Source organism: Methylobacterium hispanicum (assembly GCF_022179285.1).
GTDB classification, from domain to species: Bacteria; Pseudomonadota; Alphaproteobacteria; order Rhizobiales; family Beijerinckiaceae; genus Methylobacterium; species Methylobacterium hispanicum.
The window spans coordinates 42432-69064 of sequence record NZ_BPQO01000021.1; the positions used below are offsets into that span (position 1 = coordinate 42432).

The 26633-nt window shown below is 72.2% G+C and carries 17 protein-coding genes; 5 read left to right on the forward strand and 12 right to left on the reverse strand.

Going from position 1 to position 26633, the window contains the following annotated elements; translation table 11 throughout:
- Nucleotides 1-76: 76 nt before the first annotated feature.
- From MFF56_RS21505 to MFF56_RS21520, 4 genes are all read right to left on the reverse strand, one after another.
- Nucleotides 77-739 (reverse strand): L,D-transpeptidase, encoded by a 663-nt coding sequence (locus MFF56_RS21505; protein WP_066923672.1) that lies wholly within the window; start codon nucleotides 737-739, stop codon nucleotides 77-79.
- Nucleotides 740-930: 191 nt separating this feature from the next.
- The gene (locus tag MFF56_RS21510; protein WP_066923670.1) at nucleotides 931-1749 is read right to left on the reverse strand and encodes a transglutaminase-like domain-containing protein; all 819 of its coding nucleotides are present in this window, start codon (nucleotides 1747-1749) and stop codon (nucleotides 931-933) included.
- A gap of 74 nt (nucleotides 1750-1823) precedes the next feature.
- Nucleotides 1824-2342 (reverse strand): response regulator, encoded by a 519-nt coding sequence (locus MFF56_RS21515; RefSeq protein WP_066923704.1) that lies wholly within the window; start codon nucleotides 2340-2342, stop codon nucleotides 1824-1826.
- A gap of 182 nt (nucleotides 2343-2524) precedes the next feature.
- Nucleotides 2525-3709, reverse strand: coding sequence for a transglycosylase SLT domain-containing protein (locus MFF56_RS21520; RefSeq protein WP_066923669.1), 1185 nt, complete (start codon nucleotides 3707-3709; stop codon nucleotides 2525-2527).
- A gap of 244 nt (nucleotides 3710-3953) precedes the next feature.
- On the opposite strand from MFF56_RS21520, the gene alaS reads away from it, so the two are divergent.
- Nucleotides 3954-6644, forward strand: a complete 2691-nt coding sequence (gene alaS / locus MFF56_RS21525; RefSeq protein ID WP_066923667.1) for an alanine--tRNA ligase — start codon at nucleotides 3954-3956, stop codon at nucleotides 6642-6644.
- A 299-nt stretch (nucleotides 6645-6943) separates the two neighbouring features.
- On the opposite strand, the gene cysG is transcribed toward alaS, so the two are convergent.
- From cysG to MFF56_RS21565, 8 genes are all read right to left on the reverse strand, one after another.
- Nucleotides 6944-8398, reverse strand: a complete 1455-nt coding sequence (gene cysG / locus MFF56_RS21530; RefSeq protein ID WP_238230994.1) for a siroheme synthase CysG — start codon at nucleotides 8396-8398, stop codon at nucleotides 6944-6946.
- A gap of 39 nt (nucleotides 8399-8437) precedes the next feature.
- Nucleotides 8438-11104 carry a nitrate reductase gene (locus tag MFF56_RS21535; protein ID WP_066925136.1) on the reverse strand — a complete coding sequence of 889 codons (2667 nt, stop codon included), beginning with the start codon at nucleotides 11102-11104 and terminating at the stop codon, nucleotides 8438-8440.
- A gap of 310 nt (nucleotides 11105-11414) precedes the next feature.
- A complete protein-coding gene (locus MFF56_RS21540; protein WP_066920445.1) occupies nucleotides 11415-13019 on the reverse strand; it encodes a sulfite reductase subunit alpha in 1605 nt (534 codons plus the stop codon).
- Nucleotides 13016-14806 (reverse strand): NirA family protein, encoded by a 1791-nt coding sequence (locus MFF56_RS21545; RefSeq protein WP_066920446.1) that lies wholly within the window; start codon nucleotides 14804-14806, stop codon nucleotides 13016-13018. Before MFF56_RS21545 ends, MFF56_RS21540 begins: the two co-directional genes overlap by 4 nt.
- Nucleotides 14807-14817: 11 nt before the next feature.
- A complete protein-coding gene (locus MFF56_RS21550; RefSeq protein WP_066920448.1) occupies nucleotides 14818-16089 on the reverse strand; it encodes an NAD(P)/FAD-dependent oxidoreductase in 1272 nt (423 codons plus the stop codon).
- A gap of 461 nt (nucleotides 16090-16550) precedes the next feature.
- Nucleotides 16551-16766 carry a hypothetical protein gene (locus MFF56_RS21555; RefSeq protein ID WP_066920450.1) on the reverse strand — a complete coding sequence of 72 codons (216 nt, stop codon included), beginning with the start codon at nucleotides 16764-16766 and terminating at the stop codon, nucleotides 16551-16553.
- A 50-nt stretch (nucleotides 16767-16816) separates the two neighbouring features.
- On the reverse strand, nucleotides 16817-17833 hold the full coding sequence (locus MFF56_RS21560; protein WP_066920452.1) for a CmpA/NrtA family ABC transporter substrate-binding protein: 1017 nt from the start codon (nucleotides 17831-17833) through the stop codon (nucleotides 16817-16819).
- Nucleotides 17834-17837: 4 nt separating this feature from the next.
- The gene (locus tag MFF56_RS21565; protein ID WP_066920454.1) at nucleotides 17838-18425 is read right to left on the reverse strand and encodes an ANTAR domain-containing response regulator; all 588 of its coding nucleotides are present in this window, start codon (nucleotides 18423-18425) and stop codon (nucleotides 17838-17840) included.
- A 275-nt stretch (nucleotides 18426-18700) separates the two neighbouring features.
- Here MFF56_RS21565 and MFF56_RS21570 point away from each other — a divergent pair, with 275 nt between their 5' ends.
- The 4 genes from MFF56_RS21570 to MFF56_RS21585 all read left to right on the forward strand — a co-directional run bounded on the left by MFF56_RS21570 (nucleotide 18701) and on the right by MFF56_RS21585 (nucleotide 26617).
- On the forward strand, nucleotides 18701-19300 hold the full coding sequence (locus MFF56_RS21570) for a hypothetical protein (RefSeq protein ID WP_238230995.1): 600 nt from the start codon (nucleotides 18701-18703) through the stop codon (nucleotides 19298-19300).
- A 347-nt stretch (nucleotides 19301-19647) separates the two neighbouring features.
- Nucleotides 19648-21546 (forward strand): glycoside hydrolase family 15 protein, encoded by a 1899-nt coding sequence (locus tag MFF56_RS21575; protein ID WP_066927812.1) that lies wholly within the window; start codon nucleotides 19648-19650, stop codon nucleotides 21544-21546.
- Between the two features lie 30 nt (nucleotides 21547-21576).
- Nucleotides 21577-23652, forward strand: coding sequence for a transketolase (gene tkt / locus MFF56_RS21580; RefSeq protein WP_066927813.1), 2076 nt, complete (start codon nucleotides 21577-21579; stop codon nucleotides 23650-23652).
- Nucleotides 23653-23770: 118 nt separating this feature from the next.
- A complete protein-coding gene (locus tag MFF56_RS21585) occupies nucleotides 23771-26617 on the forward strand; it encodes a bifunctional transaldolase/phosoglucose isomerase (protein ID WP_066927815.1) in 2847 nt (948 codons plus the stop codon).
- Nucleotides 26618-26633 lie beyond the last annotated feature (16 nt).

The following is a 26633-nucleotide window of genomic DNA, read 5'->3' on the forward strand; positions in this document are numbered from 1 at the left end:
TCTTGGACCGAACGAAAGCGCAAACGCCGCGCCATCCTGCGATGACGCGGCGTTCCTGCGGGCCTATCGGCCCCGATCAGTTCAGCACGACGACCTTTGCCCCGACCCTCACGCGCTCGTAGAGGTCCGTGACGTCCTCGTTGGTCATGCGGATGCAGCCCGAGGAGACGGCCTGACCGATCGTGTCCGGCTCGTTGGAGCCGTGGATGCGGTACTCGGTCGAGCCGATATACATGGCGCGGGCGCCGAGCGGGTTCTCGATGCCGCCGGCCATGTAGCGCGGCAGGTCGGGGCGGCGGGCCAGCATGGCGGCCGGCGGGGTCCAGGACGGCCACTCGCGCTTGGCGGTGATGGTCTTGGTGCCCGACCACGTGAAGCCCGGGCGGCCGACGCCGACGCCGTAGCGGATCGCCTCGCCGTTCGGCATCACGAAGTACAGGCGCCGCTCCGAGGTCGAGACCACGATCGTGCCCGGCTTGTAGGGGGCGTTGAAGGCGACGACCTCGCGCGGGATCGGCTGGACCTGCGCCTGCGGCGCGGCCTGCACACCCTGGCCGTAGCCCGGCTGGTAGGCGCGGCCCGGCGTGCCCTGGTAGCCGTAGGGCTGGTCGTCGCCATAAGCGTCCTCGGCGTCGCTGGCGCCGAAGGGGTCGTAGTAGGACGAGGCGGCGTGCGCCGGAACCGCTGCAAGAAGCGATGCGCCGAACAGGGCGGCGAGCACAGTGGCGGAGGTCTTCATGATGAACCTGCCTGAGCAATAACCTTTGCCATTACAAGCGTGAGCGTAGGCAGAGGGTTCCACAGGGTCGCGAAGATTTTGCTCTGTGGCGGAATACCGGGGCGTCCCAGGACGTTCGCCGCATCCGTGCACCGGTTTGTCCCGGGTTATTCACGGATGCGTGAGTCGCCCCGGCGGGCGGCCGGACGTCCTCAGAGGATCTCGTCGGTGTGCACGTCGAAGCGGGCGAGGCTCTGGAAGCCGAAATTCGTCGTGATGGCGACATCGGTGGCGTCGCGCCCGCGGGCCATGACGATGCGGCCGATGCGGGGCCGGTTGTGGCGCGCGTCGAACGTGTACCAGCGCGGGCCCTCGGGCCCGTGCAGGAACACCTCGAACCACGCCGAGAAATCCATCGGGTCCGGCACCGCGGGCACGCCGATGTCGCCGAGATAGCCGGTGCAGTAGCGCGCCGGGATGTTCATGCAGCGGCAGAGGGTGACGGCGAGATGCGCGAAGTCGCGGCAGACGCCCTCCTGCTGGGTGTGGCCGTCATGGGCCGAGCGCGTCGCGTCCGCCCGCATGTAGTCGAAGCGGATGCGGTTGTGGGTGTAGTCCACGATCGCCTGGACGCGTCCCCAGCCCTCCGGCCCGTTGCCGAACAGGTTCCAGGCGGTCTGGGCGAGCTTGTCAGTGTCGCAGTAGCGCGAGCCCAACAGGAAGACGAGCACCTCGTCCGGCAGGTCCTGCACCGGGATCTGGCGCGCCTCGGGGGCGTAGGCGTCGGGCAGGCCGGAATCCTGCACCACGAAGGAGGCCGACATCGCGATGCGGCCGGGCGGGGCCAGGATGCGGTGGCAGATGTTGTCGAAGCGGTCGCGGTACTCGTGCACTGGCACCGGCGGATCGAGGCGGATCACGTGCGGGGTCAGCACGTCCGGCATCCGCGAGGGATGGACGCTGAGCATCAGGATCATCGGCGTCGCCTGGCCCGAATCGAAGGCGATGTCGAAACCGGTCCTGATCTTCATGGGGCACACCGCTGGGAGAGGGACCGGGCGCGATGCAAGAGCCGCGCCCCGCCTCCGGGTTCGGATCGGGGCGATCAGAGCACGGGCGGCGGCGGCTCGCCGCTCGCGCGCTCGGCCTCGACCAGAACGTCGAGCGGGCGCCAGGGTTTCTGGATGAACACGGCCTCGGGCGGCAGGTCGGGCCGGCTCACCCCGTGCCCGGAGGTGATCACGAGGCGCGCGCGGGGCCACAGGGTCGCGACCGCGTGGGCGAGTTGCAGCCCGTCCATGGCGCCGGCGAGCCGCACGTCGGCGAAGACCAGGGCGACGTCGCCGCCGCGCTCCTGCAGCACCCGCAGGGCGGCCTCCGCGCTGTCGCAGCCGACGACGGCGAGCTCGGTCTCCTCCAGCAGGGTCTCGGCGAGCGCGCGGATCTGGGGCTCGTCCTCGACCACCAGGGCGATGCGCCTCGGCTCGGCGGCGGCGGGCGCGGGCGTCGCCGCGGCGTCGGCCTGGGGCTCGGCCTGGCGCACGCGCCGGACCAGGGCGGCGAGGTGCTCCGGCACGCCCTCGGCCACGAGGTCGTCGTAGAACGAGGCCAGGGTCTGCCCGATCTGGTCGAGGGGAACGCCCGGCGTGAGCGTGTCCTGGGCGGGAAAACGCCGCGCGCCGGCCCCGTCGCGGTCCGCTGTGCTCACAAGACCTCCCGAAAACTCCTGCCTGCCCCGGGCGGGGCCCGTGGAAAGAAGTCGGGAACCGCGCGTCAGTTGCGCGGGCGGTACGAATCCCTGGTCTGCTACGGCGTGGCGGCGTCGGCGTCCGCGAAGGCCATCACGCCCGAGACCGCGCGCACGTTCTGGTAGCGGGCGCCGCGGGCGCTCATCATCGCCTCGAACTTCTCGTGCACCTGGGCGACCGAGAGGCTGACCGCCTTCTTGGCCCGGCGCCCGCGCTGTGCGGCGGAGGCGAAGAAGATCGTGCGGTTGGCCCGCGCCGGGCCGGGCAGCAGCGCGGCGGCGGCGGCGCCCGGCGTGTTCACCACCTTGGCCAGGAACTCCTCGGCGTCGTCCGGCCCGAGGAAGTGGGCGAGGTAGACCTCGCCGAGCGTCAGCTCGCGGCCGATGCGCAGCGCGATGCGGGCGGCGTCGCGCTTCAGCATCTCGCCCGCCATCAGGGCCGAGAGGTAGGGGTCGCGGCGCAGCTCCAGGATGCGGGCGCGCTCGGCCGGGTCCTGCACGGCGGGCCGGTCGTTGGCGTCGGCCACCACGAGGGCCGCGTCCTTCTCCAGCCCGTACTTGGCGCCGAAATCGCGCACCACGCCGAGCCAGGTCCGCTCGATGAACTGGTAGAGGCCCGTGGCCGACGAGGTCTTGGCCTGCACCGCGGTGATGAAGCTCGACTCCTTGTCGGCCACCGCCATCAGCAGCACGGGGTCGGTCTGCACGGCCTGGGCGGCGCGCACGATGGTCTGGACGAGGTGGCGCCGGATCTTCATCGGCCCGAATTCCAGCACGTCGTTCGGGTCGCCGACCGCGCTCTCCGAGAGCAGGAAGTCGTACGAGACCCGATCGACGCTGTTCGAGCCCAGGTCGGTATCGAGATCGTGAACGTGCGCGAAGGCCGTCGAGGCGCGCAGCGGTGCGCGTGGCGCCGGGTTCTCGACCGCCCGCGGAGCGAGGGAGACGGTCTGCACCCGGGGGCGCGGCATCTGGATCTCGGTGGCGGCGTGCGCGGTCGAGACGGCGTTGTCGAGGCCGATCTTGCCGAGCTCGGCCCCGGAGCCGATCAGCACCGCGCTGAGGCCCCCGGCGACGAGGGTGACGGAGAGCAGCGAGCGGGCGAGCGCCGGGCGGCTGCCGTGGTCGCGCCCCACCCGGGTCTCGGCCGTGATGGCGTCGGCCGGGCCGGCGCCGAAGCGGGTGGGCGCCTTGGCAGAGGCAGAGTAGGCGTTGCGCGACGTTCCGGCGGTGCGGCCCTGCATTGCGACTCACGTGCTCTGATCACGCGCCGGTGACGGCGCCTTCCCCGTGAGATGGCTTGACAGATGTGGCGACAACACGGCCGCGCTTGCGACGATCCTGTGGCAAACCCCGCCCGATCGGCGGCGAGCTTAGTCGTAGAATGTCACCCGTGACTTAATCGGTCCGCCTCGGCTAAGAGGGCGCGAACGCGCCGGCTCCGGCCGCGGCGCACGGCACGAACGTTCCCAGCAGAGTCAGTCCTCGATGAGCGGCGTCAACGAGATCCGGTCGACCTTCCTCGACTACTTCGCAGCGGCCGACCACGCCGTCGTGCCCTCGTCCTCGCTGGTCCCGAAGAACGACCCCACGCTGATGTTCACGAACGCCGGCATGGTGCAGTTCAAGAACGTCTTCACGGGCGTCGAGAAGCGGCCCTACCAGCGCGCCACCACCGCGCAGAAATGCGTGCGCGCGGGCGGCAAGCACAACGACCTCGACAACGTCGGCTACACCGCGCGCCACCACACCTTCTTCGAGATGCTCGGCAACTTCTCGTTCGGGGACTATTTCAAGCCGCGCGCGATCGAGCTGGCCTGGAACCTGATCACCAAGGAGTTCGGGCTCAAGCCCGACCGCCTGCTGGTGACCGTCTACGCGGACGACGACGAGGCCGCGACCCTCTGGAAGAAGATCGCGGGCTTCTCGGACGACAAGATCATCCGCATCGGCACCTCGGACAACTTCTGGCAGATGGGCGACACCGGCCCGTGCGGACCGTGCTCGGAGATCTTCATCGACCAGGGCCCGGCGCTGCAGGGTGGCCCGCCCGGCTCTCCGGACGAGGACGGCGACCGCTTCCTCGAGTTCTGGAACCTCGTCTTCATGCAGTACGAGCAGGTGGAGCCGGGCAACCGCCTCGCCCTGCCTCGGCCGTCCATCGACACCGGCATGGGCCTGGAGCGCATGGCGGCGATCCTGCAGGGCGTGCACTCGAACTACGAGACCGACCTGTTCCGGGCGCTGATCGACGCGGTGGCGCACGCCGTCTCCCGCGCGCCGGAGCCCGCGACGCTCGCCTCCTACCGGGTCATCGCCGACCATCTGCGCGCCTCATCCTTCCTGGTGGCGGACGGCGTGCTGCCCTCGAACGAGGGCCGCGGCTACGTGCTGCGCCGGATCATGCGCCGCGCCATGCGCCACGCCGAGCTGATCGGCTCGCGGGAACCCATGATGTACCGCCTCGTCCCGGTGCTGGTGCGCGAGATGGGCCAGGCCTACCCCGAGCTGATGCGGGCCGAGAGCCTGATCTCCGAGACCCTGCGGCTGGAGGAGACCCGCTTCCGCCGCACGCTGGAGCGCGGCCTCGCCATCCTCGACGCCGAGAGCCGCGACCTCACGGCGGGCGGCCAGCTCTCGGGCGAGACCGCCTTCACCCTCTACGACACCTACGGCTTCCCGCTGGATCTGACCCAGGACGCGCTGAAGGCCCGCGGCATCGGCGTGGACACGGAGGCCTTCACGGCCGCGATGCAGCGCCAGAAACAGGCGGCGCGCGAGGCCTGGAAGGGCTCGGGCGAGGCCGCGACCGAGACGGTGTGGTTCTCCGTCCGCGACCGCGTCGGCGCCACCGAGTTCCTGGGCTACGAGACGGAAGAGGCCGAGGGCATCGTCGTGGCGCTGCTGCGCGAGGGCGCCGAGGTCGAGGCGCTGGAGGCCGGCGCGAGCGGGCTGATGCTCGCGAACCAGACTCCGTTCTACGCCGAGTCCGGCGGTCAGGTCGGCGATACCGGCCTCGTCGCGGGTCCGGGCCTGCGCGCCCGCGTGACGGCCACCGAGAAGAAGCTCGGCGATCTCTTCGTCCACCACGTCACGGTGGAGGAGGGCACGCTGGCGCGCGACGGCGCCGTGGAGCTGAAGGTCGACCACGCCCGCCGCCGGGCGATCCGGGCCAACCACTCGGCCACCCACCTGCTGCACGAGGCCCTGCGGCAGGTGCTCGGCGACCACGTCGCCCAGAAGGGCTCGCTGGTGGCGCCCGAGCGCCTGCGCTTCGACATCAGCCACCCGAAGCCGATCGAGGCGGCCGAACTGCAGCGCGTCGAGGACATCGCCAACGCGGTGCTGCTGCAGAACGAGGCCGTCGTGACCAAGCTGATGGCGGTGGACGACGCCATCGCGTCGGGCGCCCGCGCGCTGTTCGGCGAGAAGTACGGCGACGAGGTGCGGGTCGTCTCGATGGGCCGGCCCGTGGACGAGGCCGGTGCTCCCGCCGAGGAAGTGCGCCTGCCGAATTTCTCGATCGAGCTCTGCGGCGGCACGCACGCGGCGCGCACCGGCGATATCGGCCTCATCACCATCGTGGGCGAGAGCGCGGTCGGCGCCGGGGTCCGCCGCATCGAGGCCATGACCGCCGACGCGGCCCGCCGCTACCGCGCCGAGGAGGGCCGGGCGCTCGCGGCGCTCGCCGGCCAGCTCAAGGCGCCGGTCGCCGAGGCGCCGGACCGGCTCGCCGCGCTCCTCGAGGACCGCCGCCGCCTGGAGCGGGAACTGGCCGACGCCCGCAAGAAGCTCGCGATGGGCGGCGGTGCCGCGGGCGGCGGCGACGAGGCCCGCGAGGTGGCGGGCGTGAAGCTGATGGCGCGGGTGGTCGAGGGCGTCGAGATGCGCGACCTCAAGAGCCTCGCGGACGAGGGCAAGACGCGCCTCGGCTCCGGCATCGTGGCGATCGTGGGGGTCGCCGCGGACGGCAAGGCCGGCCTCGTGGTCGGCGTCACCGAGGACCTGACCGGCCGCTACGACGCGGTCGGGCTGGTGCGCGCGGGCGCGGGCCACCTCGGCGGCAAGGGCGGCGGCGGTCGCCGCGACATGGCCCAGGCGGGCGGCCCGAACGGGGCCGGCGCGCAGGCGGCGCTCGACGCGATCGCCGAGGCGCTGGCGCAGGCCGAGGCGGCCTGAGGCAGACGACCTTCAAGAGCTTAGGGCGGCGCCCGCCGCGTCTTCCCCCTCCCCCCTCTGCGGGGGAGGGTGGCCCCTGCGTCAGCAGGGGTCGGGAGAGAGGTGAACGCTTCAGGCCCGGGCGCAACCTTCATGCAGGGCAACGCCCGCATCTGCACCGTCGCTCCCCTCACCCGACCCGGCCTGACGGCCGGCCCACCCTCTCCCGCAGAGGGGAGAGGGAGGACGCGGGTATGACCGCCTGAACTGTGTGACGCCAGCGGCTCCTCAGGCGGGGAGAGCGGGCCCGAGGTTCGGGCTCAAACCGCCACCCGCCCCACCGCCTCCTCCACCAGCGCGGCGCCGCGCGCCTCGGAGAGGGCCTCGCCCACCATCAGGATCGCAGGCCCCTCCAGCCCCGCCGCCTCGATCCGGTCGGCGAGGTCGGCAGCGCTGCCGCGCACCGTCGCCTGGGCGGGCCGCGTCGCGTTGAACACCACGAGCGCGGGCGTCGCGGGCGCCAACCCTTCCGCCACCGCCCGCTCCAGCAACGCCCGCAGCGTGCGCTTGGGCATGTAGACCACGGTGGTGACGCTGGGATCCGCCAGCGCGCCCCAGTTCAGGTCGTCGGGGAGCGCGCCGCGGCGGTCGTGGCCGGTGACGAATTGCAGGCGGCGCGCGGCGTCGCGGTGGGTCAGCGAGACGCCGAGCGTGGCGGCAGCCCCCTGCGCCGCGCTCACGCCCGGTACCACCGCCACCGGGATGCCCGCGGCGCGGCAGGCCTCGATCTCCTCGCCGGCCCGGCCGAAGACCAGCGGGTCGCCGGATTTCAGCCGCACCACCTGCTTGCCCGAGCGGGCGAGCTGCACCATCAGCGCGTTGATGTCGTCCTGACGGCAGGAGGGGCCGTGCCCGGTCTTGCCGACCAGCATCGTGCGGGCCTCGCGGCGAGCGTAGTCGAGGATTTCGGGCGCCACGAGGTCGTCGTACAGGATCACGTCCGCGTTCCGCAGAGCGCGCAGCGCCTTCAGCGTGAGGAGTTCCGCGTCGCCCGGCCCCGCGCCGACGAGCGTCACGGCGCCGCCCTTCGGCGCGGCCTCGGTCTGGGCGAGCAGCCCGGCGAGGTCGTCGGCGCCCGGCGCCCGGTCGGGCTCGGCGAAGGCGCGGTCGGTGAAGCGCTCCCAGAAGAAGCGCCGCTCGGCAAAACCGTGGAAGCGCCCGGTGACCGCCTCGCGCCAGTCGCGCGCGGCGGCGACCCAGCGGGCAAAGCCCCGCGGCAGCATCGCCTCGATGCGCGCCCGCACGGTCTGGCCGAAGACCGGGGCGGCGCCCTCGGTGGAGATGCCGACGACGAGCGGCGAGCGGTTGACGATGGCGCCGAACTTCACGTCGCAGAGATGCGGCCGGTCGACCGCGTTGACGATGGCGCCGGCACCGCGCGCCGCCGCCACGAAGGCGACGCAGTCGCGCTCGTCCTCCATCGCCCCGATGGCGAAGGCCGCACCCCAGAGGTCGTCCGGCGTCCAGCGCCGCTCGTGAAGTGTGACGCGACCCGAGACCACCTCGCCCGGCACCGCGCGCAGCTCCTCGGAGGGATCCTCCGCGTAGACGTCGACCTCGGCGCCCGCGGCGGCGAGCAGCTTCACCTTCCAGGGTGCGCCGCCGTTCGAGCCCGCCAGCACCGCGCGCTTGCCTTGGAGCGGCACGAAGACGGGCAGGACGGCGAGCGGCTCCAGGCCGGCCTTGGTCTCGCGGGGTTCTCTGGAGGTGCGCATGAGTGTGGGCTTCGACACGGGAATCCGTCCAAAGTGCGGTCAGGCCGCCGAGCGCGCAAGCGCCGCGGGGAGCAGCTTGCGGATCTCTGGGATGCACGAGCCGCAATTCGTGCCGGCCCGGCAGGCCGCGCCGACCGCCTCGACGCTGTGGGCGCCCGCCCCGATCGCCGCCGTGATCGCGTCGAGCCCGACGCCGTGGCAGGCGCAGACCACCGGGCCGGCCGCCGCGGTGGCGGCCCGGCCCGACAGCAGGGCGCGCCGCTCAGGGGCGTCGGGCGCGTCGGCGGCGAAGAGCGCCTTGGCGGCCTCCCAGTCGGGTTTCTGCTCTGCCGGCGCGTAGGCCAGGCAGGCGACGAGCCGTTCGCCGTCGTAGACCGCGCAGCGGTAGCGCCCGCGGGCGTGGTCGGCGTACTCGGCGAGCTCGTAGCCCTGGAACAGGCCGCGCATCAGCATCGCGACCGCGCGTGAGCCCTCCTGGGTGGCGAAGAGCAGGCCCCAGCCGCCGGTGACCGCCGCGCGGGCCCACCACCAGCCCTCGGGCGGGGCGACGCCCTCGCGGGTGAGCAGGTAGCCGCGCGCCCGGTAGGCGACCGGAGCGACCGAGGCCGGGGTCGCCTTCAGCTCGGGCTGGCCCGAGACCGGGTCCGGCACGCCGCGGACCAGGGCGCCGACCCGCGCCTTGGAGGCGGTAGAATCGCTCCAGTGCATCGGCATGAACAGGCTGCCGGGGGCGACCGAGGGCGTCACCATCACCTCGAGTTCCGCCGAGCCGTGCTCGGTCGAGACCGCCGCGATGCCGCCGTCGGCGAGGCCGTAGCGGGCGGCGTCGTCCGGGTGCACCTCGCAGAACGGTACGGCGCGGTGGGCCGAGAGGCGCTGGCTCTTCCCGGTGCGCGTCATCGTGTGCCAGTGGTCGCGGATGCGGCCGGTGTTGAGAACCAGCGGGCGGGCCTCGCTCACGGCCTGCGCCAGCGCCGGCGGCTGCACCGCGACGAAGCGGGCGCGCCCGTCGAAGGTGTAGAAGCGCCCGTCCGCGAAGAGCCGGGCCTTGGTGCCGCCGCGCTTCGGCAGCGGCCACTGGACCGGGCGGTTCACCTCGTAGGCGGCGTCCGAGATGTCGGCCAGCCCGCCGATGTCGAAGTCGCGGCTGCCGTTGTTCTCGAAGGCCGAGAGGCCGGCATGCTGGCGGAACACGGCCGCCGCGCTGGTGAAGCTGAAAGCCTGCCCGTGCCCGAGGCGGCGCCCGACATCGGCCAGCACCGCCCAGTCGGGCCGCGCCTCGCCCGGCGCCTTGAGGAAGCGGCGCTGGCGCGAGATGCGCCGTTCCGAGTTCGTCACCGTGCCGTCCTTCTCGCCCCAGGCGAGCGCGGGCAGCAGCACGGTCTTGCGGCCGCTCGCGCGGGCGGTGTCGGAATCGGCCATCACCTCGGAGACGACGTAGAGGTCGAGCTTGACGATCGCCTCCCGGATCAGGTCGGCCCGCGGCATCGAGACCAGCGGGTTGGTGCCCATGACCCAGAGGGCCTTGATCTTGCCGCGCTGGATCGCCTCGAACAGCGCGACCGCCTTCATGCCCTCGCCCGTGATGATGTTGGGCGCGCGCCAGAAGCGGCGGACCCGGTCCACCTCCTCGGGCGCGAAGTGCATGTGGGCGGCCAGCATGTTGGCGAGCCCCCCGACCTCGCGCCCGCCCATGGCGTTCGGCTGGCCGGTGAGCGAGAACGGGCCCATGCCGGGTCGCCCGATCCGCCCCGTGGCGAGGTGGCAGTTCAGGATCGCGTTGGCCTTGTCGGTGCCCTGCGCCGACTGGTTCACGCCCATCGAGAACGCGGTCACCACCCGCTCGGTGCGGGTGAACAGGTCGTAGAAGCTGCCGATCTCGGAATCCGTGAGGCCGGTGAGCGCGGCCACCGCCGCGCGGTTCGGCGCGATCAGCCGGGCGCGGTCGAGGGCCGCGTCGAAGCCCGCGGTGTGGTCGGCCACGTACCGGGCGTCGAGCGCGCCGGTATCCGCCAGATGCACGAGGAGCCCCGAGAACAGGGCGGTGTCGCTGCCGGGCCGGATCCCCAGGAAGAGGTCGGCCTCCTCGCCGGTCTGGGTCTTCCTCGGGTCGATCACCACGAGCTTGGTGCCGCGCCTGGTGCGCGCGTCGACCATGCGGCGGAACAGGATGGGGTGGCACCACGCGGTGTTGGAGCCGGTGAGCACGATGAGGTCGGCCTCGTCGAGGTCCTCGTAGCAGCCCGGCACCGTGTCCGAGCCGAAGGCGCGGCGGTGCGCCGCTACGGCGCTCGACATGCAGAGGCGCGAGTTGGTGTCGACGTGCGGTGTGCCGATGAAGCCCTTCGCGAGCTTGTTGGCGACGTAGTAATCTTCCGTGAGGAGCTGGCCCGAGAGGTAGAAGGCGATGGCGTCCGGCCCGTGCCGCTCGGCGGCCTTGCGCAGGCCGCCCGCGACGGTGCCGAGCGCCGATTCCCAGCTCTGGCGCACCCCATCGACCTGCGGGTGGAGCAGGCGGTTCTCCAGCGACAGGGTCTCGCCGAGCGCCGAGCCCTTCGAGCAGAGCCGGCCGAGATTGGCCGGATGCTCCGGATCGCCCGCGATCCCGGCGCCCCCCTGCCCGTCCGGCGTCGCGAGCACCCCGCAGCCCACCCCGCAATAGGGGCAGGTGGTGCGAACCGTCTGCTCCGGCACCGGCACGGTCATGGGCTCTTCCTCGGGCGGTCGTTGAGTGGCCGGCAGCAAGAGTCGGGCCGCCTGCCGGTGCATGACGGGTCGAACGGGGCCGGACGAGGCGTGGGTCCCCTCTCCCGTGCGGGAGAGGGACAGGGTGAGGGGTCCGGAGCCATCCGGAAAAGGCGCTGCGGTTCCGCGGCAGCGTCTCGCTCTGTCCTGCGAGTTCTCATCCCTCACCCCAACCCTCTCCCGCACGGGAGAGGGAGCGCGGCGCGGTTCGAGCCCGCGCCGTCCTCGGTCTGGTGGGCCCTCCCCCGCTGAGGGGGAGGGTTGGCATCCATCAGTACACGTCGGCCTGATACCGCCCGGCCTTCTTCAGCGCGGCCAGATAGGCCACCGCCTCGTCCGGGTTCTTGCCACCGTGCTGGGCCGCCACGTCGATGATCGCGCGCTCGACGTCCTTGGCCATGCGCTTGGCGTCGCCGCAGACGTAGAAGTGGGCGCCGCCCTCCAGCCACTTCCACAGCTCGGCGCCGTTCTCGCGCATGCGGTCCTGCACGTAGGTCTTCTCCGAGCCGTCGCGCGACCAGGCGAGCGAGAGCCGGTTCAGCACCTTGGCGTCCTTCAGCCCGTTCAGCTCGTCCCGGTAGAAGAAGTCCGAGGCCTGGCGCTGGTGGCCGTAGAACAGCCAGTTGCGGCCCGGCGCCTGCGTGGCGGCGCGCTCGCGGAGAAAAGCCCGGAACGGCGCGATGCCGGTGCCGGGGCCGCACATGATCACGTCCTTCGACAGATCCTCGGGCAGGGCGAAGCCGTGCGCCTTCTGCAGGTAGATCCGGACCTTGGTCTGCTCGGGGAGCCGCTCGCCCAGATGCGTCGAGGCGACGCCCAGCCGCAGCCGCGAGCGGTGGTTATAGCGCACCGCATCGACCGTCAGCGAGACCTTGCCGACGTCCATCTTCGGCGAGGAGGAGATCGAGTAGAGCCGCGGCTGCAACTCGTCGAGCGCCTCGAGGAAGACCTCGGCGTCGGGGCGCGCGCCCGGGAACTTGTGGAGCGCGGCCAGCACGTCGAGATACTGGGCGTCGCCGTCCGGATCCTCGCCGGAGGCGAGCGCCTGGGCCTTCTTGCGGGCCTCGCCTGAGGTGAGGAGCGAGAGGAGCTGGTAGAGTCCGTCGGGCGCCGCGCCCAGCGCGTACTCGGTGAGCAGGCGGTTGCGCAGGGTCTTGCCGCCGATCATCCGCTCGGGGCGGGCGCCGAGTTCGGCGATCACCGCATCGACCAGCGCCGGGGCGTTGGCCGGGAACAGCCCCAGCGAGTCGCCGACCACGTAATCGATCGGCGTGCCCTTCAGGTCGATCTCGATGTGCCAGGTCTCCTTCTCGCCGCCCGGCGCGTTGAGGCGCGTGCGGGAGAGGAAGGTCGCCTCGACCGGGTTCTCGCGGCAGTAGCCGAGCGGCCCGAGCTCGGCGGGCGCCTTGGGTGCGTCGTCCGCGGCCTTCGCGGGCGCGGCTCCGCCGGCGGCGCCGAATTCCTCCTCCAGCTTCTTCAGCATCCGGAGCGTGTCCTTGCCGCCGGGCTGGCAGAGGTTCAGGCGCTCCTCCTTCTTCAGGAAGAGGGCGTTGGCGTAGTCGGCGCAGTTGTAGCCGCACTGGCCGCAATCCTGCTGGGCCATCGCCGCCATCAGCTTCTGCGGCTCGGAGCGCTCCTTGGCGAGGTCCATCCGGTCGGCGAGCGGCATGGACGGGTCGTGCCAGGGCGCGTCGTCGTTGTCGGCGAGCTTTTTCGCACCGGCGGTCGGATCCTCACCCGGCGCCAGCGCCGTGGCACCGGGAACGGCGGGGCCGAGCAGCGCCGCGAAGTAGCCGGAGAGCCAGGCGCGCTGGTCCGCGTCGAAGGGCGCGGTCTCGGGGATCAGGACGAGGGGGGGCGAGACATGCTGGGTCATGCGGCGGCCTTCAGGGCGGGCTGTTCCTCGGCGGCGTCGCGGAGCGATTCCGCGCCGGTGCGACTGGTGAAGGCCTGGAAGCTCTCCTCGGGCCCCTGGCGGCGGTCGAGATAGGCGCGCAGCAGCGCCTCGACGCGCGCGGGCGCGTCCTCGGCCTTCACCGCCTTCCAGATCTCGGTGCCGATCTTCGGGTTCTCGGCGAAGCCCCCGCCGACCACGATGTCGTAGCCCTCGACGGTGTCGCCCTCCTCCGAGACGACGACCTTGGCGCCGATCAGCCCGATGTCGCCGATGTAGTGCTGGGCGCAGGAGTGGTGGCAGCCGGTGAGGTGCACGTTCACCGGCACGTCGAGGTCCGTCACGGTCGCCTCGACATGCTCCGCGATGATCATCGCGTGGCCCTTGGTGTCGGAGGCGGCGAACTTGCAGCCCCGCGCACCCGTGCAGGCCACCAACCCCGAGCGGATGCCGGCCGCCTTCACGGTGAGCCCGAACGCCAGCACCCGGGCCTCGACCTCGTCCACGCGCGCGTCCGGCACGCCCGAGAAGATGAAGTTCTGCCAGACCGTCATGCGGATCTGGCCGTCGCCGCACTCGGCCGCGATCTTCGCCAGGCCCCGCATCTGGTCGGTGGTCATCTTACCGACCGGGAGCACCACGCCGACCCAGTTCAGGCCTTCCTGCGCCTGCTTGTGCACGCCGACATGGCTGAAGCGGTCGGTCGGCTTGCGGGACGCGACGTGCTCCGGCGCGACGCGGTCGAGCTTGCGCCCGAGCTTCTCCTCGACGGCGGCGAGGTATTTCTCGAAGCCCCAGGCGTCGAGGACGTACTTCATCCGGGCCTTGTTGCGGTTGGTCCGGTCGCCGTTCTCGATGAAGACGCGGATGATCGCGTCGGCCACCGTGTTGCAGTCCTCGGGCTTGAGGACGATTCCGGTGTCGCGGGCGAGGTCCCGGTGGCCCGAGATGCCGCCGAGCACGAGGCGCATCCACACGCCCGGCGCGACCGAGGCCCCCTCCAGCACCTGGATCGCCTGGAAGCCGATGTCGTTCGTCTCCTCCAGCGCCGGCATCACGCCGCCGCCGTCGAAGGAGACGTTGAACTTGCGCGGCAGGCCGTAGAGCGAGCGGTCGTTGAGGATCCAGTTGTGCCAGGCCTTCGTGAGCGGCCGGGTGTCGAGCAATTCCTGCGCGTCGATACCGGCGGCGGGCGAGCCGGTGACGTTGCGGATGTTGTCGGCGCCCGCCCCCTGCGCGGTCAGGCCGAGATCGGTCAGCCCGTCGAGGAAGGGCTGGGCGTGCTCTGGGGCGATCTCGCGCACCTGCAGGCCGGCGCGGGTGGTGACGTGGCCGTAGCCGCCGCCATGGGCGTCGGCGAGGTCGGCGATGCCGGCGAACTGCCAGTGCTGCAGGATGCCGTTCGGCACCCGGATCCGGCACATGTAGGAGACTTGGTTCGGCGCGACCCAGAACATGCCGTGGTAGCGCCAGCGGAAATTGTCCTCGGGCTTGGGCTGCTTGCCGGTGGCGGCCTCGGCCTTCAGGCGGTTGTGCCCGTCGAAGGGGTTCTCGGCCCGCTTCCACTTCTCTTGGTCGCAGAGCTTGCCGCCGTCCTTGATGGTGCGGTCCTGCGCCTTGATGTGGATCGCGTCCGGGCCCGTGGGCTCGGCCGGGGGGGCGCCCGCGCCCTGCCCGATCGCGAGGCCGCCCGTCAGCCGGGCCGCCGCGATGCCGGAGGCGAAGCCTTCGAGGTAGCGCTTCTGCTCGGCGTTGAAGTTGTCAGCCATGGTCGCCTCCTTCACGCAGCGAGGGCCTGGGGCGCGGGGCGCCCGAACATGATGTCGTCGAGGTCGTCGCCGACCGGCTCGCCCGAGCGGATCAGACGCTTGCACAGGGCCTGCTCGCCGACGTCGCCGACGAAGACCGCGCCGATCAGGCGTCCCTCCGCGACGAGGAGCTTGCGGTAGAGGCCGGCGCCGGGATCGGAGAGCACGACCGCCTCGGCGCCCTCCGGTGTGTCCACCACGCCCGCCGAGAAGACCGGCAGCCCCGAGACCTTGAGGCTGGTGGAGAGCGCGGTGCCCACGTAGCTCGCCGCCTCGTCCGCGAGGTGGCGGGCCAGCGTGTCGGCCTGCTCGTAGGCGGGCTCGACGAGGCCGTAGATCTGGCCGCGGTGCTCGGCGCACTCCCCGAGCGCGAAGATGCGCGGGTCGGAGGTGGTCATCCGGTCATCGACCGTGATGCCGCGGGCGACCGCGAGGCCGGCCTCGCGGGCCAGCGTGACCGAGGGGCGCACGCCCACAGACATCACCACGAGGTCGGCCGGCAGCACCGTGCCGTCGGCGAGGCGCAGGCGCTCGACGCGGCCGTCGCCCTCGACCGCGGCGGTGTCGGCCCTGAGCAGGACCTTCACGCCCCGCGCCTCCATGGCGCGCTTCACGAGGTTCGCCGCCGCGTGGTCGAGCTGGCGCTCCATCAGGCGGTCCATGACGTGGAGCAGCGTGGTGTCGACGCCGAGCCGACTGAGCCCGACCGCGGCCTCCAGCCCGAGCAGGCCGCCGCCGATCACGACGGCCCGGGCGTGCTCCACCGCGGCCTTGCGGATCGCCGCGACGTCGGCGAGGTCGCGGAAGGTGATGACGCCCGGCAGCTCCATGCCGGGCTTCGGCAGGCGGATCGGCGTCGAGCCCACCGCCAGCACCAGCTTGTCGAAGGGCAGGACATGGGCCTCGCCGACGATCGCCAGACCGTTCTCGCGGTCGATGGCGGTGACGGGCGCGCCGGTGATCAGGCGGATGCCGTGCTCGGCGTACCAGTCCAGGCCCCGGAATTCGCAGGCCGCCTCGTCCACCTCGCCGCCCAGCAGCGAGGAGAGCAGCACCCGGTTGTAGGCGGCGACCGGCTCGGCGCCGACCACGGTGACGTCGTAGCGCCCGGGCGAGCCCTCGGTCAGGCGTTCCAGGAAGCGGAGCGAGGCCATGCCGTTGCCCACGACCACGAGCCGCTCGCGCGGCGCGCCCGCGCTGGGCGGACTCTGCGCGCCCGCCGGATCCGTCCGGAGAATTGCCATCGCCTGAAAGGTCTCGATCCTCGGGAAGAAGGGAGTGGCGAACCGCCAAACAAAAAGCCGCCGACCGTTCGCCCCCGTGCGGCTGTGACCGCCCTACGCGCGAACCGGATCAGCGGCCTCGCTGACGGTGCTGTCCGTCGCCGTTGACGGACACGATCGTCAGAGCAGGTTCCGTGCCAGAGGAGATGCGGCCTGCCCGAGGGGCCGCGCCGCCCTGTGGTCCGGCGCCCGGCGGCCCGCTGGGGTCGGCCGCCGTCCGAGCGGGTGCGCTGCACAAAATTCAGGCGCATGGATTCGATGTGGGCAGGGTGACGGCCCTGGGCCGTGCGCACCTCGTCCGGCACGCATCCGCGGGCCGAGCCGCGGCGCCTTAGGGCGCGCGCCGCCGTTCTTCGCCAGCCGAGCGAGGGTGGGGATCGGAGATCCGAGAAGGGCGCGCGTCGGCGCCCGCCGTCAGGCCGTCACAGCAGGGCCGAGAAGGCCGCGAGGAGGCCGACTGCCGGACCGATGCCGACCAGGAGAGCCCAGTGCCACAGCGCCGGGCCGGCCATGCGGCGGTTGTCGTTCGCGGGCCGCGGCGCCCGGGCGCGGAGCCGGACGTAGTCCGACAACACGACCCGCCCGTCCGTGGGACGGGGCGCGGTCTGGAAGGTGTCGAGCTTGCGGCAACCGGGCATGGTGGTCCTCAACGTCCGGGCCGCCTCGGCGTTCCGCGCCGTGAGGCCGCTCAGTCCGTTCTTTCGGGAAGGGCCTCCGCCAGGATGTCCGGCCGGTAGAGGGCGGCCGCCGCGGGTTCGAGGTCCGGGCCCGGCGGCAGCTGCCCGGCCGCCCGCATCTGCGTGAGGAGCCAGCGCAGGCGGTCGGGGCCCGGTGCCTGCGCGGGCGCGCCGAAGCGGATGTAGTCGGGGACGCGGCGGGGCGCGGCGCCGACCGTCAGCTCGCCCGCCAGCGTGCGGCCGACCAGCTCCGCGTCGAGGTCGAGGTAGCGGCGCCCGGCGAGGCAGTGGGCGAGTTCGGCGCGGTTGCCCGGCTCGGCGCACCACAGGCCGGCCCGCGCCACGGCGCGCACCAGCGGCAGCGTCGCCCCGTCGCGCCGGCGCGAGACCGCCAGCACCTTCTCGGGTGCGTCGGGGGCGAGGTCGCGGCCGAGCGCAGCGATGCGCCCGAGGCCGGCCGCCACCGCGACGCCGTTCCAGGGCGCGCCGGCGCAGAAGCCGTCCACGATCCCGCGCTCGAGGGCCTCGACGCTGTGCTGGGGCGGCACCACGACGAGGCGCACCAGACTCATATCGAACCCGCCGCGGCAGGCCAGCAGCCGGAGCTGGTAGGTGTGGCAGGAGAAGGGGTGGACGGTGCCGAGCGTGAGCGGCCGGCCGGACCCGGCCCGCTCCCGCGCCACCCGGCCGAGCGCGGCGGCGACCGCGTCGAGGTCGTCGCCCTCCGGCGCCATCGCCGCCCAAAGCGCGTTCGTCACCGTGACCGCGTTGCCGTTGAGGCTGAGCCCGAGCGGCACCGCGAGGTCGGCGGGCGGCCCCGAGAGGCCGAGCCCGCTCGCGAGCGCCAGCGGCGCCAGCATCTGCGCCGCGTCGAGATGGCCGAGCGCGAGCCGGTCGCGCAGCGTCGCCCAGGAGGGCTCGGGCGCGAGGTCGAGGTCGAGCCCCTCGGCCCGGGCGAAGCCGAAGGCGTGCGCCGCGATGAGCGGGGCGGCGTCGCAGAGCGGCACGTATCCGATATGGAGGCGCATCGTCCTATCCCAGCAGGTCCGCGGTGGTGACGATGGCGCGGGCGATATCGGCGATCTTGCGCTTCTCGTTCATCGCCTTGCGGCGCAGCTGCTTGTAGGCCTCCTCCTCGCTGAGGCCCTTCAGGTTCATCAGGATGCCCTTGGCGCGCTCGATCAGCTTGCGGTCGGCAAGTTCGCCCCGCGCCTCCGAGAGCTCGCGCTGCAGCCGCGCGAAGGCGTTGTGGCGCAGGATCGCGATGTCGAGGATCGAGCGGATCCGCTCCGGCCTCAACCCGTCGACCACGTAGGCCGAGATCCCGGCATCGACCGCCGCCTGCATCATCGCGGCGTCGGAGCGGTCGACGAACATCGCCACCGGCCGCTCCGCCTGCCGGGTGACGCTCGACATCTGCTCCAGGATGTCCCGGCTCGGGCTCTCGAGGTGGATCACCACCACGTCGGGGGCGAGCGCGGCGACGCGCTCCATCAGGTCGGCGGTGTCGGGCACGACCACGACGCGGCCGATCCCGGCGGCCCGCAGACCCTCCTCCAGGATGGCGGCGCGCGCCCGGCTCGGGTCGATCACGGCGACGGTGAGGTTGGTCTCTGTCATCGCGGCCCGGTTCCGGCCATGTCCCTGAGGATTCTCGCGCCGATCATTGTTCTCGTCCGCGGCGGGCGGGCGAAGCGTGGCGATCGGCTGTCGCGACACGCTCTTATGCTTTGCCGTGGGCGACGCAAGCCGCGTGCCCGCCCAGCTGGCCGATCCGCGCGACGCCCAGCGCCCGGCGTTTACACAATGAGACGCGACGGCCCAGCTTCCGCCGCAAACGGAGCCGCATTCTCCGGCGTCGGCGGCGCGGATCGCGAGGTGGATCGGTGAGTCGGATGCTTGGACAGGACCCGCTGCGGGACGCTCAGGGACCGCGCCTGTCCCTCCCCTTCCTGCCGACGCTCGTGACCGCGGTGCTGATCGGTGCCGGCTCCCTGCTCTGCCGCGGGCCGGCAACCCCGCCGCCCGCGCCGCGCCTCGACGCGCAGGCCTTCGCGCCGGCCGCTGCCCAGCCGGCCGCTCTGCCGACCCTTGCTGCGCGCCCGCCGGCCGCCCTGATCTTCGCCGAGCACTTTCCGGTGACCGCCGGGTCGGCCGTGGAGCCGCCGGTCGCGGCGCGCCCGGCGCCCGCGCCGCGCGTCGCCGCCGCGCCCGTGCGCCGCCCGGTGGCTCCGCCCCCGCCCCGCCGCCCGGAGGCGGTCGTCGCCCGCGCGGCCGAACCCGCCCCCGAACCCGTCCCCGTGGCCATCTCCCAGCCCTGGCTCGTCCCGCCCGCGGCGATCCCGGATGTCGAGGCCGAGGAGGAGGGCCTGCCCGGCCTCGCCCTGCCCTTCGCCCCGGCGGCCCACGCCGTCGGGGAGGCGGTCGGCTACGTGAGGGGGCGCGCCGCCGCGTTCGGAGGGTCGGTCTCGATTCTTGTCGATCGGATGCGCTGAGAGGATCGGCGAGCCGTCGACGCGCCCCGTGCTCCGGGCCCTTCCCCGGACGCCTGGACCGAAGCGCACGGTGATCTTCGCCCAGCGCAGGCGGACGCGAAGCGTCCGGGTGCCGAACCGCCGCTCGGGATCGCGCCGCTTCGCGGCATCCGGCCGTCCGGGCTCCGGATCGCCTTCCGCCGACGCTCCAGGCATCCGGGACAGGGACCGCGCCTCACCGGCAGGGGCCGCGCGCCGGTCTCGCCGCGCAACCCACCCCCATCCGAGATCGCCGCGGCCCCGCTCTGGATCCGCCCCCGCGCCGAACTAGGTGCGGTGCATCGAGAGCCCGAGCAGACCCCGTTCCCATGGCCGCACGCATCGAGGATTACGCGCTCGTCGGCGACGGGCGCACCGCCGCCCTGATCAGCCGGGCCGGCAGCGTCGACTGGCTCTGCTTCCCCCGCTTCGACGCCGCCGCCCTGTTCGCGGGCCTGCTCGGCACCGAGGAGCACGGCTTCTGGCAGCTCGGGCCGGTGGCCGATCACGCCGAGACCACGCGGGCCTACAGCGACGGCACCCTGATCCTCGAGACCCGCCACCGGACCCACGAGGGCGAGGTCAAGGTCACCGACTTCATGCCGGCCGAGGACGGCTCGCACCTGATCCGCCTGGTCGAGGGCGTGAGCGGCAAGGTCGCGATGCGCACGGAACTCGCGGTCCGCTTCGATTACGGGCTCGCGGTCCCCTGGGTCTCGCGCAGCGAGCTCGACGACCTGCGCATGATCTCCGGGCCCCACAAGGTCGTGCTACGCACGAACGTGCCGACCCGCGGCTCGCACCGCCAGACCACGGTCTCCGAGTTCACCGTGCACGAGGGCGAGACCGTGCGCTTCGTGCTGAGCTACGGCCCCTCGCACGAGGACGACCCGCCGCCCATCGAGCCGCGCCGGGTGCTCGCCGCGACCAGCCGGTTCTGGCGCGACTGGTCGCACCACTGCGCCGGGGGCACGCCCTGGGACGACATCCTCAAGCGCTCGCTCCTGACGCTGAAGGCGCTGATCTACCGGCCCACCGGCGGGATCGTGGCCGCGCCCACCACCTCGCTGCCCGAGCAGCTCGGCGGCGTGCGCAACTGGGACTACCGCTTCTGCTGGCTGCGCGACTCGACCTTCACGCTGCTGGCCCTGATGGATTCCGGCTACATCGAGGAGGCCCGCGCCTGGCGCGACTGGCTGACCCGGGCGGTCGCGGGCAACCCGCAGCAGGCGCACATCCTCTACGGCATCGCGGGCGAGCGCCTGCTGCCCGAGATCGAGCTCGACTGGCTGCCGGGCTACGAGGGCGCCAAGCCCGTGCGCGTCGGCAACGCGGCGATCGAGCAGTTCCAGCTCGACGTCTACGGCGAGGTCTTCGACGCGCTCTACCAAGCGCGCCAGCGCGGCATGCCGGAGGACCGCGAGGGGTTTCGCGTCGGCCGCGCCCTGATGAACCATCTCGACCGGGTCTGGCGCGAGCCCGACGAGGGCATCTGGGAGGTGCGCGGCGGGCGCCGGCACTTCGTGCACTCGAAGGTGATGGCCTGGGTCGCCTACGACCGCGCCATCCGCAGCTGGGAGGCGATCTGCGAGTCCGGCACCGCGCTCAGCCCGAGCGGGCGCCGCCTGCCCGACCCGCCGCTGGCGGAGTGGCGCGCCACCCGCGACGAGATCCACGCCGAGGTCTGCGAGCGGGGGTTCGATAAGGAACTCAACAGCTTCGTACAGTTCTACGGCTCCAAGGACCTCGATGCGAGCCTTCTCCTGATGGCCCATATGGGCTTTCTGCCGCAGGACGACCCGCGCGTGGTCGGCACCGTCGAGGCGATCGGGAAGCACCTGATGCGCGACGGCTTCATCCTGCGCTACGAGACCCACGACCAGACGACGGACGGCCTGCCCGGCGGCGAGGGCGCCTTCCTGCCCTGCAGCTTCTGGTACGCCGACAACCTGATCGGCCTCGGGCGCCGCGCCGAGGCCCGCGCCCTGATCGAGCGCCTGATCGGGGTCTGCAACGACCTCGGTCTGGTCTCCGAGGAGTACGACGTGCAGGCCAAACGCCAGGTGGGAAACTTCCCGCAGGCGTTCACGCATGTTGCGCTCGTCAACACCATCCTCAATTACAGCCGCACGGAAGGCCCGGCCCGGGAGCGCGGCGGGGCGGACGGCGCGGGCGCGGGCGAGACGATCCCCGCAGAGGCCCGCGTCGCCGCCGCGCCCGCGCTCTAGGCGCCCCTACGATTTTGAGAGGCTGACACGATGAGCGGAGCAGACACCGTCGCCAAGACGGGCTTGAGCGAGACCGAGAAGCTGGCGGTCGACACGATCCGCACGCTGGCGATCGACGCGGTGCAGCGGGCCAATTCCGGCCATGCCGGCGCCCCGATGGCGCTGGCGCCCGTCGCCTACACCCTGTGGAACCGGTATCTCCGCTACGACCCGGCCCACCCGCACTGGCCGAACCGCGACCGCTTCGTGCTCTCGGCCGGCCACGCCTCGATGCTGCTCTACGGGCTCCTGCACCTCGCCGAGGTCGCCGAGAAGGATGGCGGGAACACCCCGGCCATCTCCCTGGATGATATCAAGAAATTCCGGCAGCTCGACAGCCGCACGCCGGGCCATCCCGAGTACCACTTCACTACCGGCGTCGAGACCACGACGGGCCCGCTCGGCCAGGGCGTGGCGAACTCGGTCGGCATGGCGATGGGCGGCCGCTTCCTCGGCGAGCGCCTGAACAAGCCGGACCTGCCGCTGTTCGACTATAACGTCTACGCGATCTGCTCGGACGGCGACCTGATGGAGGGCGTGGCCTCGGAGGCCGCCTCGATCGCCGGGCACCTGCGCCTCGCCAACCTCTGCTGGATCTACGACAACAACACCATCACCATCGAGGGCCACACCGAGCTCGCCTTCGGCGAGGAGGTGGCGACCCGCTTCCTGGCCTATGGCTGGCAGGTGCTGCGGGTGGCCGACGCCAACGACGTCCACGCGATCGCGGGCGCGCTCGAGACCTTCCTGCAGTCGAGCGACCGGCCGACGATCATCATCGTCAACTCGATCATCGGCTACGGCGCCCCGACGAAGCAGAACACCGCCAAGGCCCACTCGGACGCGCTCGGCCCCGACGAGGTCAAGGGCGCCAAGCGCGCCTACGGCTGGCCGGAGGACGCCGAGTTCCTGGTGCCGGACGGCGTCAAGGAGGTCTTCCGCGACGGGATCGGCAAGCGGGGTGCGGCCCTCTACGACCAGTGGCAGGGTTTCCTGACGGCCGCCAAGGCGGGTGACCCCGAGCACGCGGAGGCGCTCGACGCCTTCTTCGAGGGGCGGCTCCCCGAGGGCTGGGATAAGGACATCCCGGTCTTCGAGGCCGACGCCAAGGGGCTCGCCACCCGCGAATCGTCGGGCACGGTGCTCAACGCCATCGCCCAGCACGTGCCGTTCCTGCTCGGCGGCTCGGCGGATCTGGCGCCGTCCAACAAGTCGAACCTCACCTTCGCGGGCGCCGGCTCGCTGACGCCCTTCGAGCCGGGCGGGCGCAACATCCATTTCGGCGTGCGCGAGCACGCGATGGGCTCGATCGTGAACGGGCTCGGCCTCTCGGGGCTCAGGGCCTATGGCGCGACCTTCTTGGTCTTCGCCGACTACATGCGTCCGCCGATCCGGCTCTCCGCCCTGATGGAGCTGCCGATCTTCCACATCTTCACCCACGACTCGATCGGCGTGGGCGAGGACGGGCCGACCCACCAGCCCGTCGAGCAGCTTCTCTCGCTGCGCTGCATCCCGGGCCTCGTGACGATCCGCCCGGCCGACGCCAACGAGGTGGCCGAGGCCTACCGGGTGATCTTCAGCCTCAGGAACCAGCCGGCGGTGCTGGCGCTCTCGCGCCAGCCCCTGCCGACGCTCGACCGCTCGAAGTACGGGCAAGCCTCCGGCACCGCCAAGGGCGGCTACGTGCTGGCCGACAGCGAGGGCACGCCCGACGTGATCCTCATCGGCACCGGCTCGGAGGTGCAGCTCTGCGTCGGCGCCTACGAGGCGCTGAAGGCGGAGGGCGTCAAGGCCCGCGTCGTCTCGATGCCGTCCTGGGACCTGTTCGAGCGCCAGGACGAAGCGTACCGCAACAGCGTGCTGCCGCCCGAGGTGCTGGCGCGGGTGGCCGTGGAGCAGGGCTCGGTGATCGGCTGGGACCGATACGCCGGCTCGGCGGGCGCGATCATCGGCATGCACACCTTCGGCGCCTCGGCCCCGATCAAGGACCTGCTGACCAAGTTCGGCTTCACGCCCGACAAGGTGCTGCAGGCCGCCCGCGATCAGGTCGCCAAGCACAAGAAGTAACCCGGCGACGGCAGGGCCGCCCCCTGGGGCGGGGCGGCCCGAGTCCCTACATCGCCCGTATGCCCCGGCCGGGGCGGCGCTCCCGACCTGCGCCCCCCAACTCTTCCAAGGGATCGACATGAACGCGCTCAAGGCCCTGCATGCGGAACAGGATCAGGCGGTCTGGCTCGATTTCGTCGCGCGCGGCTTCGTCGCCAAGGGCGAGCTGAAGGCGCTCGTCGAGCGCGACGGCCTGCGCGGCGTCACCTCGAACCCGTCGATCTTCGAGAAGGCGATCGGCCACTCGGACGAGTACGACGCCAGCCTCAAGGCCGTGATGGAGGCGGGCGATTCCCGCGTCATCGACCTCTACGAGGACATGGCCGTCGCGGACATCCAGAACGCCGCCGACGTGCTGCGCCCGGTCTACGAGGCGAGCGACGGCGCGGACGGCTACGTCAGCCTCGAGGTCTCGCCCTACCTCGCGCTCGACACCGAGGCGACGCTCGCCGAGGCGCGCCGCCTCCACGAGATGGTGTCGCGCGACAACTTGATGGTGAAGGTGCCGGCGACCCCCGAGGGCATCCCGGCGATCCGACAGCTGACGGCGGAGGGCATCTCGATCAACGTCACGCTGCTCTTCTCGCAAGGGGAGTACGAGAAGGTCGCCCGCGCCTTCGTGGAGGGGCTGGAGGAGCGGGCCAAGGCCGGGCACGACGTCTCGCGCATCGCCAGCGTGGCGAGCTTCTTCATCAGCCGCATCGACAGCCTCGTCGACAAGCTGATCGACGAGAAGATCGCGCAAGCCAACGACCCGGCGGTGAAGCTCTCGCTCGAGTCGCTGAAGGGCAAGGTCGCGATTGCGAACGCCAAGCTCGCCTACCAGCGCTACAAGGCGATCTTCGCCGAGCCGAAGTGGCAGGCGCTCGCGGAGAAGGGCGCCAAGGCGCAGCGCCTGCTCTGGGCCTCCACGGGCACCAAGAACAAGGCCTATTCCGACGTGCTCTACGTCGAGGAGCTGATCGGCCCCAACACCGTCAACACCATGCCGCCCGCCACGATGGACGCCTTCCGCGACCACGGGCAGGTGCGCGCCACCATCGAGGAGGATCTCGACGGCGCCCGCGCGGTGATGAGCACCCTGGCGAAGGCCGGCATCGACATCGAGGCGGTGGCCAAGCAACTGGTGGACGAGGGCGTGCAGCTCTTCATCGATGCCGCCGACAAGCTGCTCGGCGCGGTCGCGGGCAAGCGCGCGGCGCTGCTGGGCCACCGGCTGAACGGCCAGAGCTTCGCCACCGCCGAGGATCTGGAGAAGGCGAGCGCCGAGGTGGTCGAGTCCTGGCGCGCGAGCGGCGCGATCCGCCGGCTCTGGGCCCACGACAAGACCGTCTGGTCGGGGGCCGACGAGGACCGGTGGCTCGGCTGGCTCCGCATCGTCGAGGACGAGCGGGAGAAGGCCGAGCAGTACGCCGAGTTCGCCGCCTGGGTGAAGGGGCGCGGCTTCCGCGACGCCGTGGTGCTCGGCATGGGCGGCTCCAGCCTCGGGCCGGAAGTGCTGAGCCTGACCTACGGCAGCCGCGAGGGTTTCCCGAAACTCCGCATCCTCGACTCGACCCATCCCGACGAGGTCCGGGCCGTGGAGGCGGCGGTCGATCTGCCCAACACGCTCTTCATCGTCGCCTCGAAGTCGGGCTCGACGCTGGAGCCCAATGTCTTCCGCGACTACTTCCTCGGCCGCATGAAAGCGGTCGTCGGCGAGGGGGCCGGCTCCCACTTCGTGGCGATCACCGACCCCGGCTCCGCCATGGAGCAGGCGGCCAAGGACGATCGGTTCGAGAAAATCTTCTACGGGGTGCCGCAGATCGGCGGGCGCTACTCGGTGCTCTCGGCCTTCGGGCTGGTGCCGGCCGCCGCCATCGGCATCGACGTGGCCGAGTTCCTGGACACCGCCCGCACCATGGTCCGCTCCTGCGGGCCGGCGGTGCCGCCGTCCGAGAACCCGGGCGTGCGCCTCGGCGCGCTCTTGGGCGCCGCCGCGCTCCAGGGCCGCGACAAGGTCACGCTGGTGGCCTCGCCGGCCATCGCGAGCTTCGGCGGCTGGGCCGAGCAGCTCATCGCCGAATCGACCGGCAAGCAGGGCAAGGGCCTGATCCCGATCGACGGCGAGCCGGTCGACGTGCCGGCGGCCTACGGCCACGACCGCGTCTTCGTCTATCTGCGCCTCGACGGCCACGCCGTGACCCAGCAGGACGAGGCCCTGCGCAGCCTGGAGCGCGAGGGGCATCCGATCGTGCGGATCAGCCTCGACAAGGTCGAGCAGCTGCCCCAGGAATTCTTCCGCTTCGAGATGGCGACCGCGGTGGCCGGCGCGGTCCTCGGCATCAACCCGTTCGACCAGCCCGACGTCGAGGCGAGCAAGGTCGAGACCAAGAAGCTGTTCGGGGCCGCCGAACAGAGCGGCGCGCTGCCCGCCGAGACGCCGCTCTACGAGGACGACGGCATCGCGCTCTACGCCGACCTCGCCAACGCCGAGGCGCTGGGGCCGGCGGCGGACGGGCTCGACCCGGCGCTCCACGCCCATCTCGGGCGGCTCAAGGCCGGCGACTACCTCGCGCTGCTGGCCTATCTGCCGCGCAACGACGCGAACCACGCGGTGCTGCAGGAGGCCCGGCTGGCCGTGCGCGACGCGCGCCACGTCGCGACCTGCCTCGAATTCGGGCCGCGCTTCCTGCACTCGACGGGGCAGGCCTACAAGGGCGGGCCGGACACGGGCGTGTTCCTGCAGATCACCGCCGAGCCCACCGCCGACCTCGCGATCCCCGGGCGCAAGCTCGGCTTCGCGACGGTGGTGGCCGCGCAGGCCCGGGGCGATTTTTCCGTCCTCGCCGAGCGTGGACGGCGGGCGCTCCGGGTCCACCTCAAGGGCGACCTCGACGCGGGGCTGAAGCGCGTCGCGGCGGCATTGAAGGCGGCGGTCGGCTGACGCGCCGGCACCGACC

What these genes read in the sequence shown, in the direction of transcription:
- alaS (WP_066923667.1), top strand. Translation starts at nt 3,954, where the DNA reads ATGAGCGGCGTCAACGAGATCCGGTCGACCTTCCTCGACTACTTCGCA.
- MFF56_RS21545 (WP_066920446.1), bottom strand. Translation starts at nt 14,806, where the DNA reads ATGGCTGACAACTTCAACGCCGAGCAGAAGCGCTACCTCGAAGGCTTC.
- MFF56_RS21520 (WP_066923669.1), bottom strand. Translation starts at nt 3,709, where the DNA reads ATGCAGGGCCGCACCGCCGGAACGTCGCGCAACGCCTACTCTGCCTCT.
- tkt (WP_066927813.1), top strand. Translation starts at nt 21,577, where the DNA reads ATGAGCGGAGCAGACACCGTCGCCAAGACGGGCTTGAGCGAGACCGAG.
- MFF56_RS21585 (WP_066927815.1), top strand. Translation starts at nt 23,771, where the DNA reads ATGAACGCGCTCAAGGCCCTGCATGCGGAACAGGATCAGGCGGTCTGG.
- MFF56_RS21550 (WP_066920448.1), bottom strand. Translation starts at nt 16,089, where the DNA reads ATGGCAATTCTCCGGACGGATCCGGCGGGCGCGCAGAGTCCGCCCAGC.
- MFF56_RS21555 (WP_066920450.1), bottom strand. Translation starts at nt 16,766, where the DNA reads ATGCCCGGTTGCCGCAAGCTCGACACCTTCCAGACCGCGCCCCGTCCC.
- MFF56_RS21570 (WP_238230995.1), top strand. Translation starts at nt 18,701, where the DNA reads ATGCTTGGACAGGACCCGCTGCGGGACGCTCAGGGACCGCGCCTGTCC.
- cysG (WP_238230994.1), bottom strand. Translation starts at nt 8,398, where the DNA reads ATGCGCACCTCCAGAGAACCCCGCGAGACCAAGGCCGGCCTGGAGCCG.
- MFF56_RS21560 (WP_066920452.1), bottom strand. Translation starts at nt 17,833, where the DNA reads ATGCGCCTCCATATCGGATACGTGCCGCTCTGCGACGCCGCCCCGCTC.
- MFF56_RS21575 (WP_066927812.1), top strand. Translation starts at nt 19,648, where the DNA reads ATGGCCGCACGCATCGAGGATTACGCGCTCGTCGGCGACGGGCGCACC.
- MFF56_RS21565 (WP_066920454.1), bottom strand. Translation starts at nt 18,425, where the DNA reads ATGACAGAGACCAACCTCACCGTCGCCGTGATCGACCCGAGCCGGGCG.
- MFF56_RS21535 (WP_066925136.1), bottom strand. Translation starts at nt 11,104, where the DNA reads ATGACCGTGCCGGTGCCGGAGCAGACGGTTCGCACCACCTGCCCCTAT.
- MFF56_RS21505 (WP_066923672.1), bottom strand. Translation starts at nt 739, where the DNA reads ATGAAGACCTCCGCCACTGTGCTCGCCGCCCTGTTCGGCGCATCGCTT.
- MFF56_RS21540 (WP_066920445.1), bottom strand. Translation starts at nt 13,019, where the DNA reads ATGACCCAGCATGTCTCGCCCCCCCTCGTCCTGATCCCCGAGACCGCG.
- MFF56_RS21510 (WP_066923670.1), bottom strand. Translation starts at nt 1,749, where the DNA reads ATGAAGATCAGGACCGGTTTCGACATCGCCTTCGATTCGGGCCAGGCG.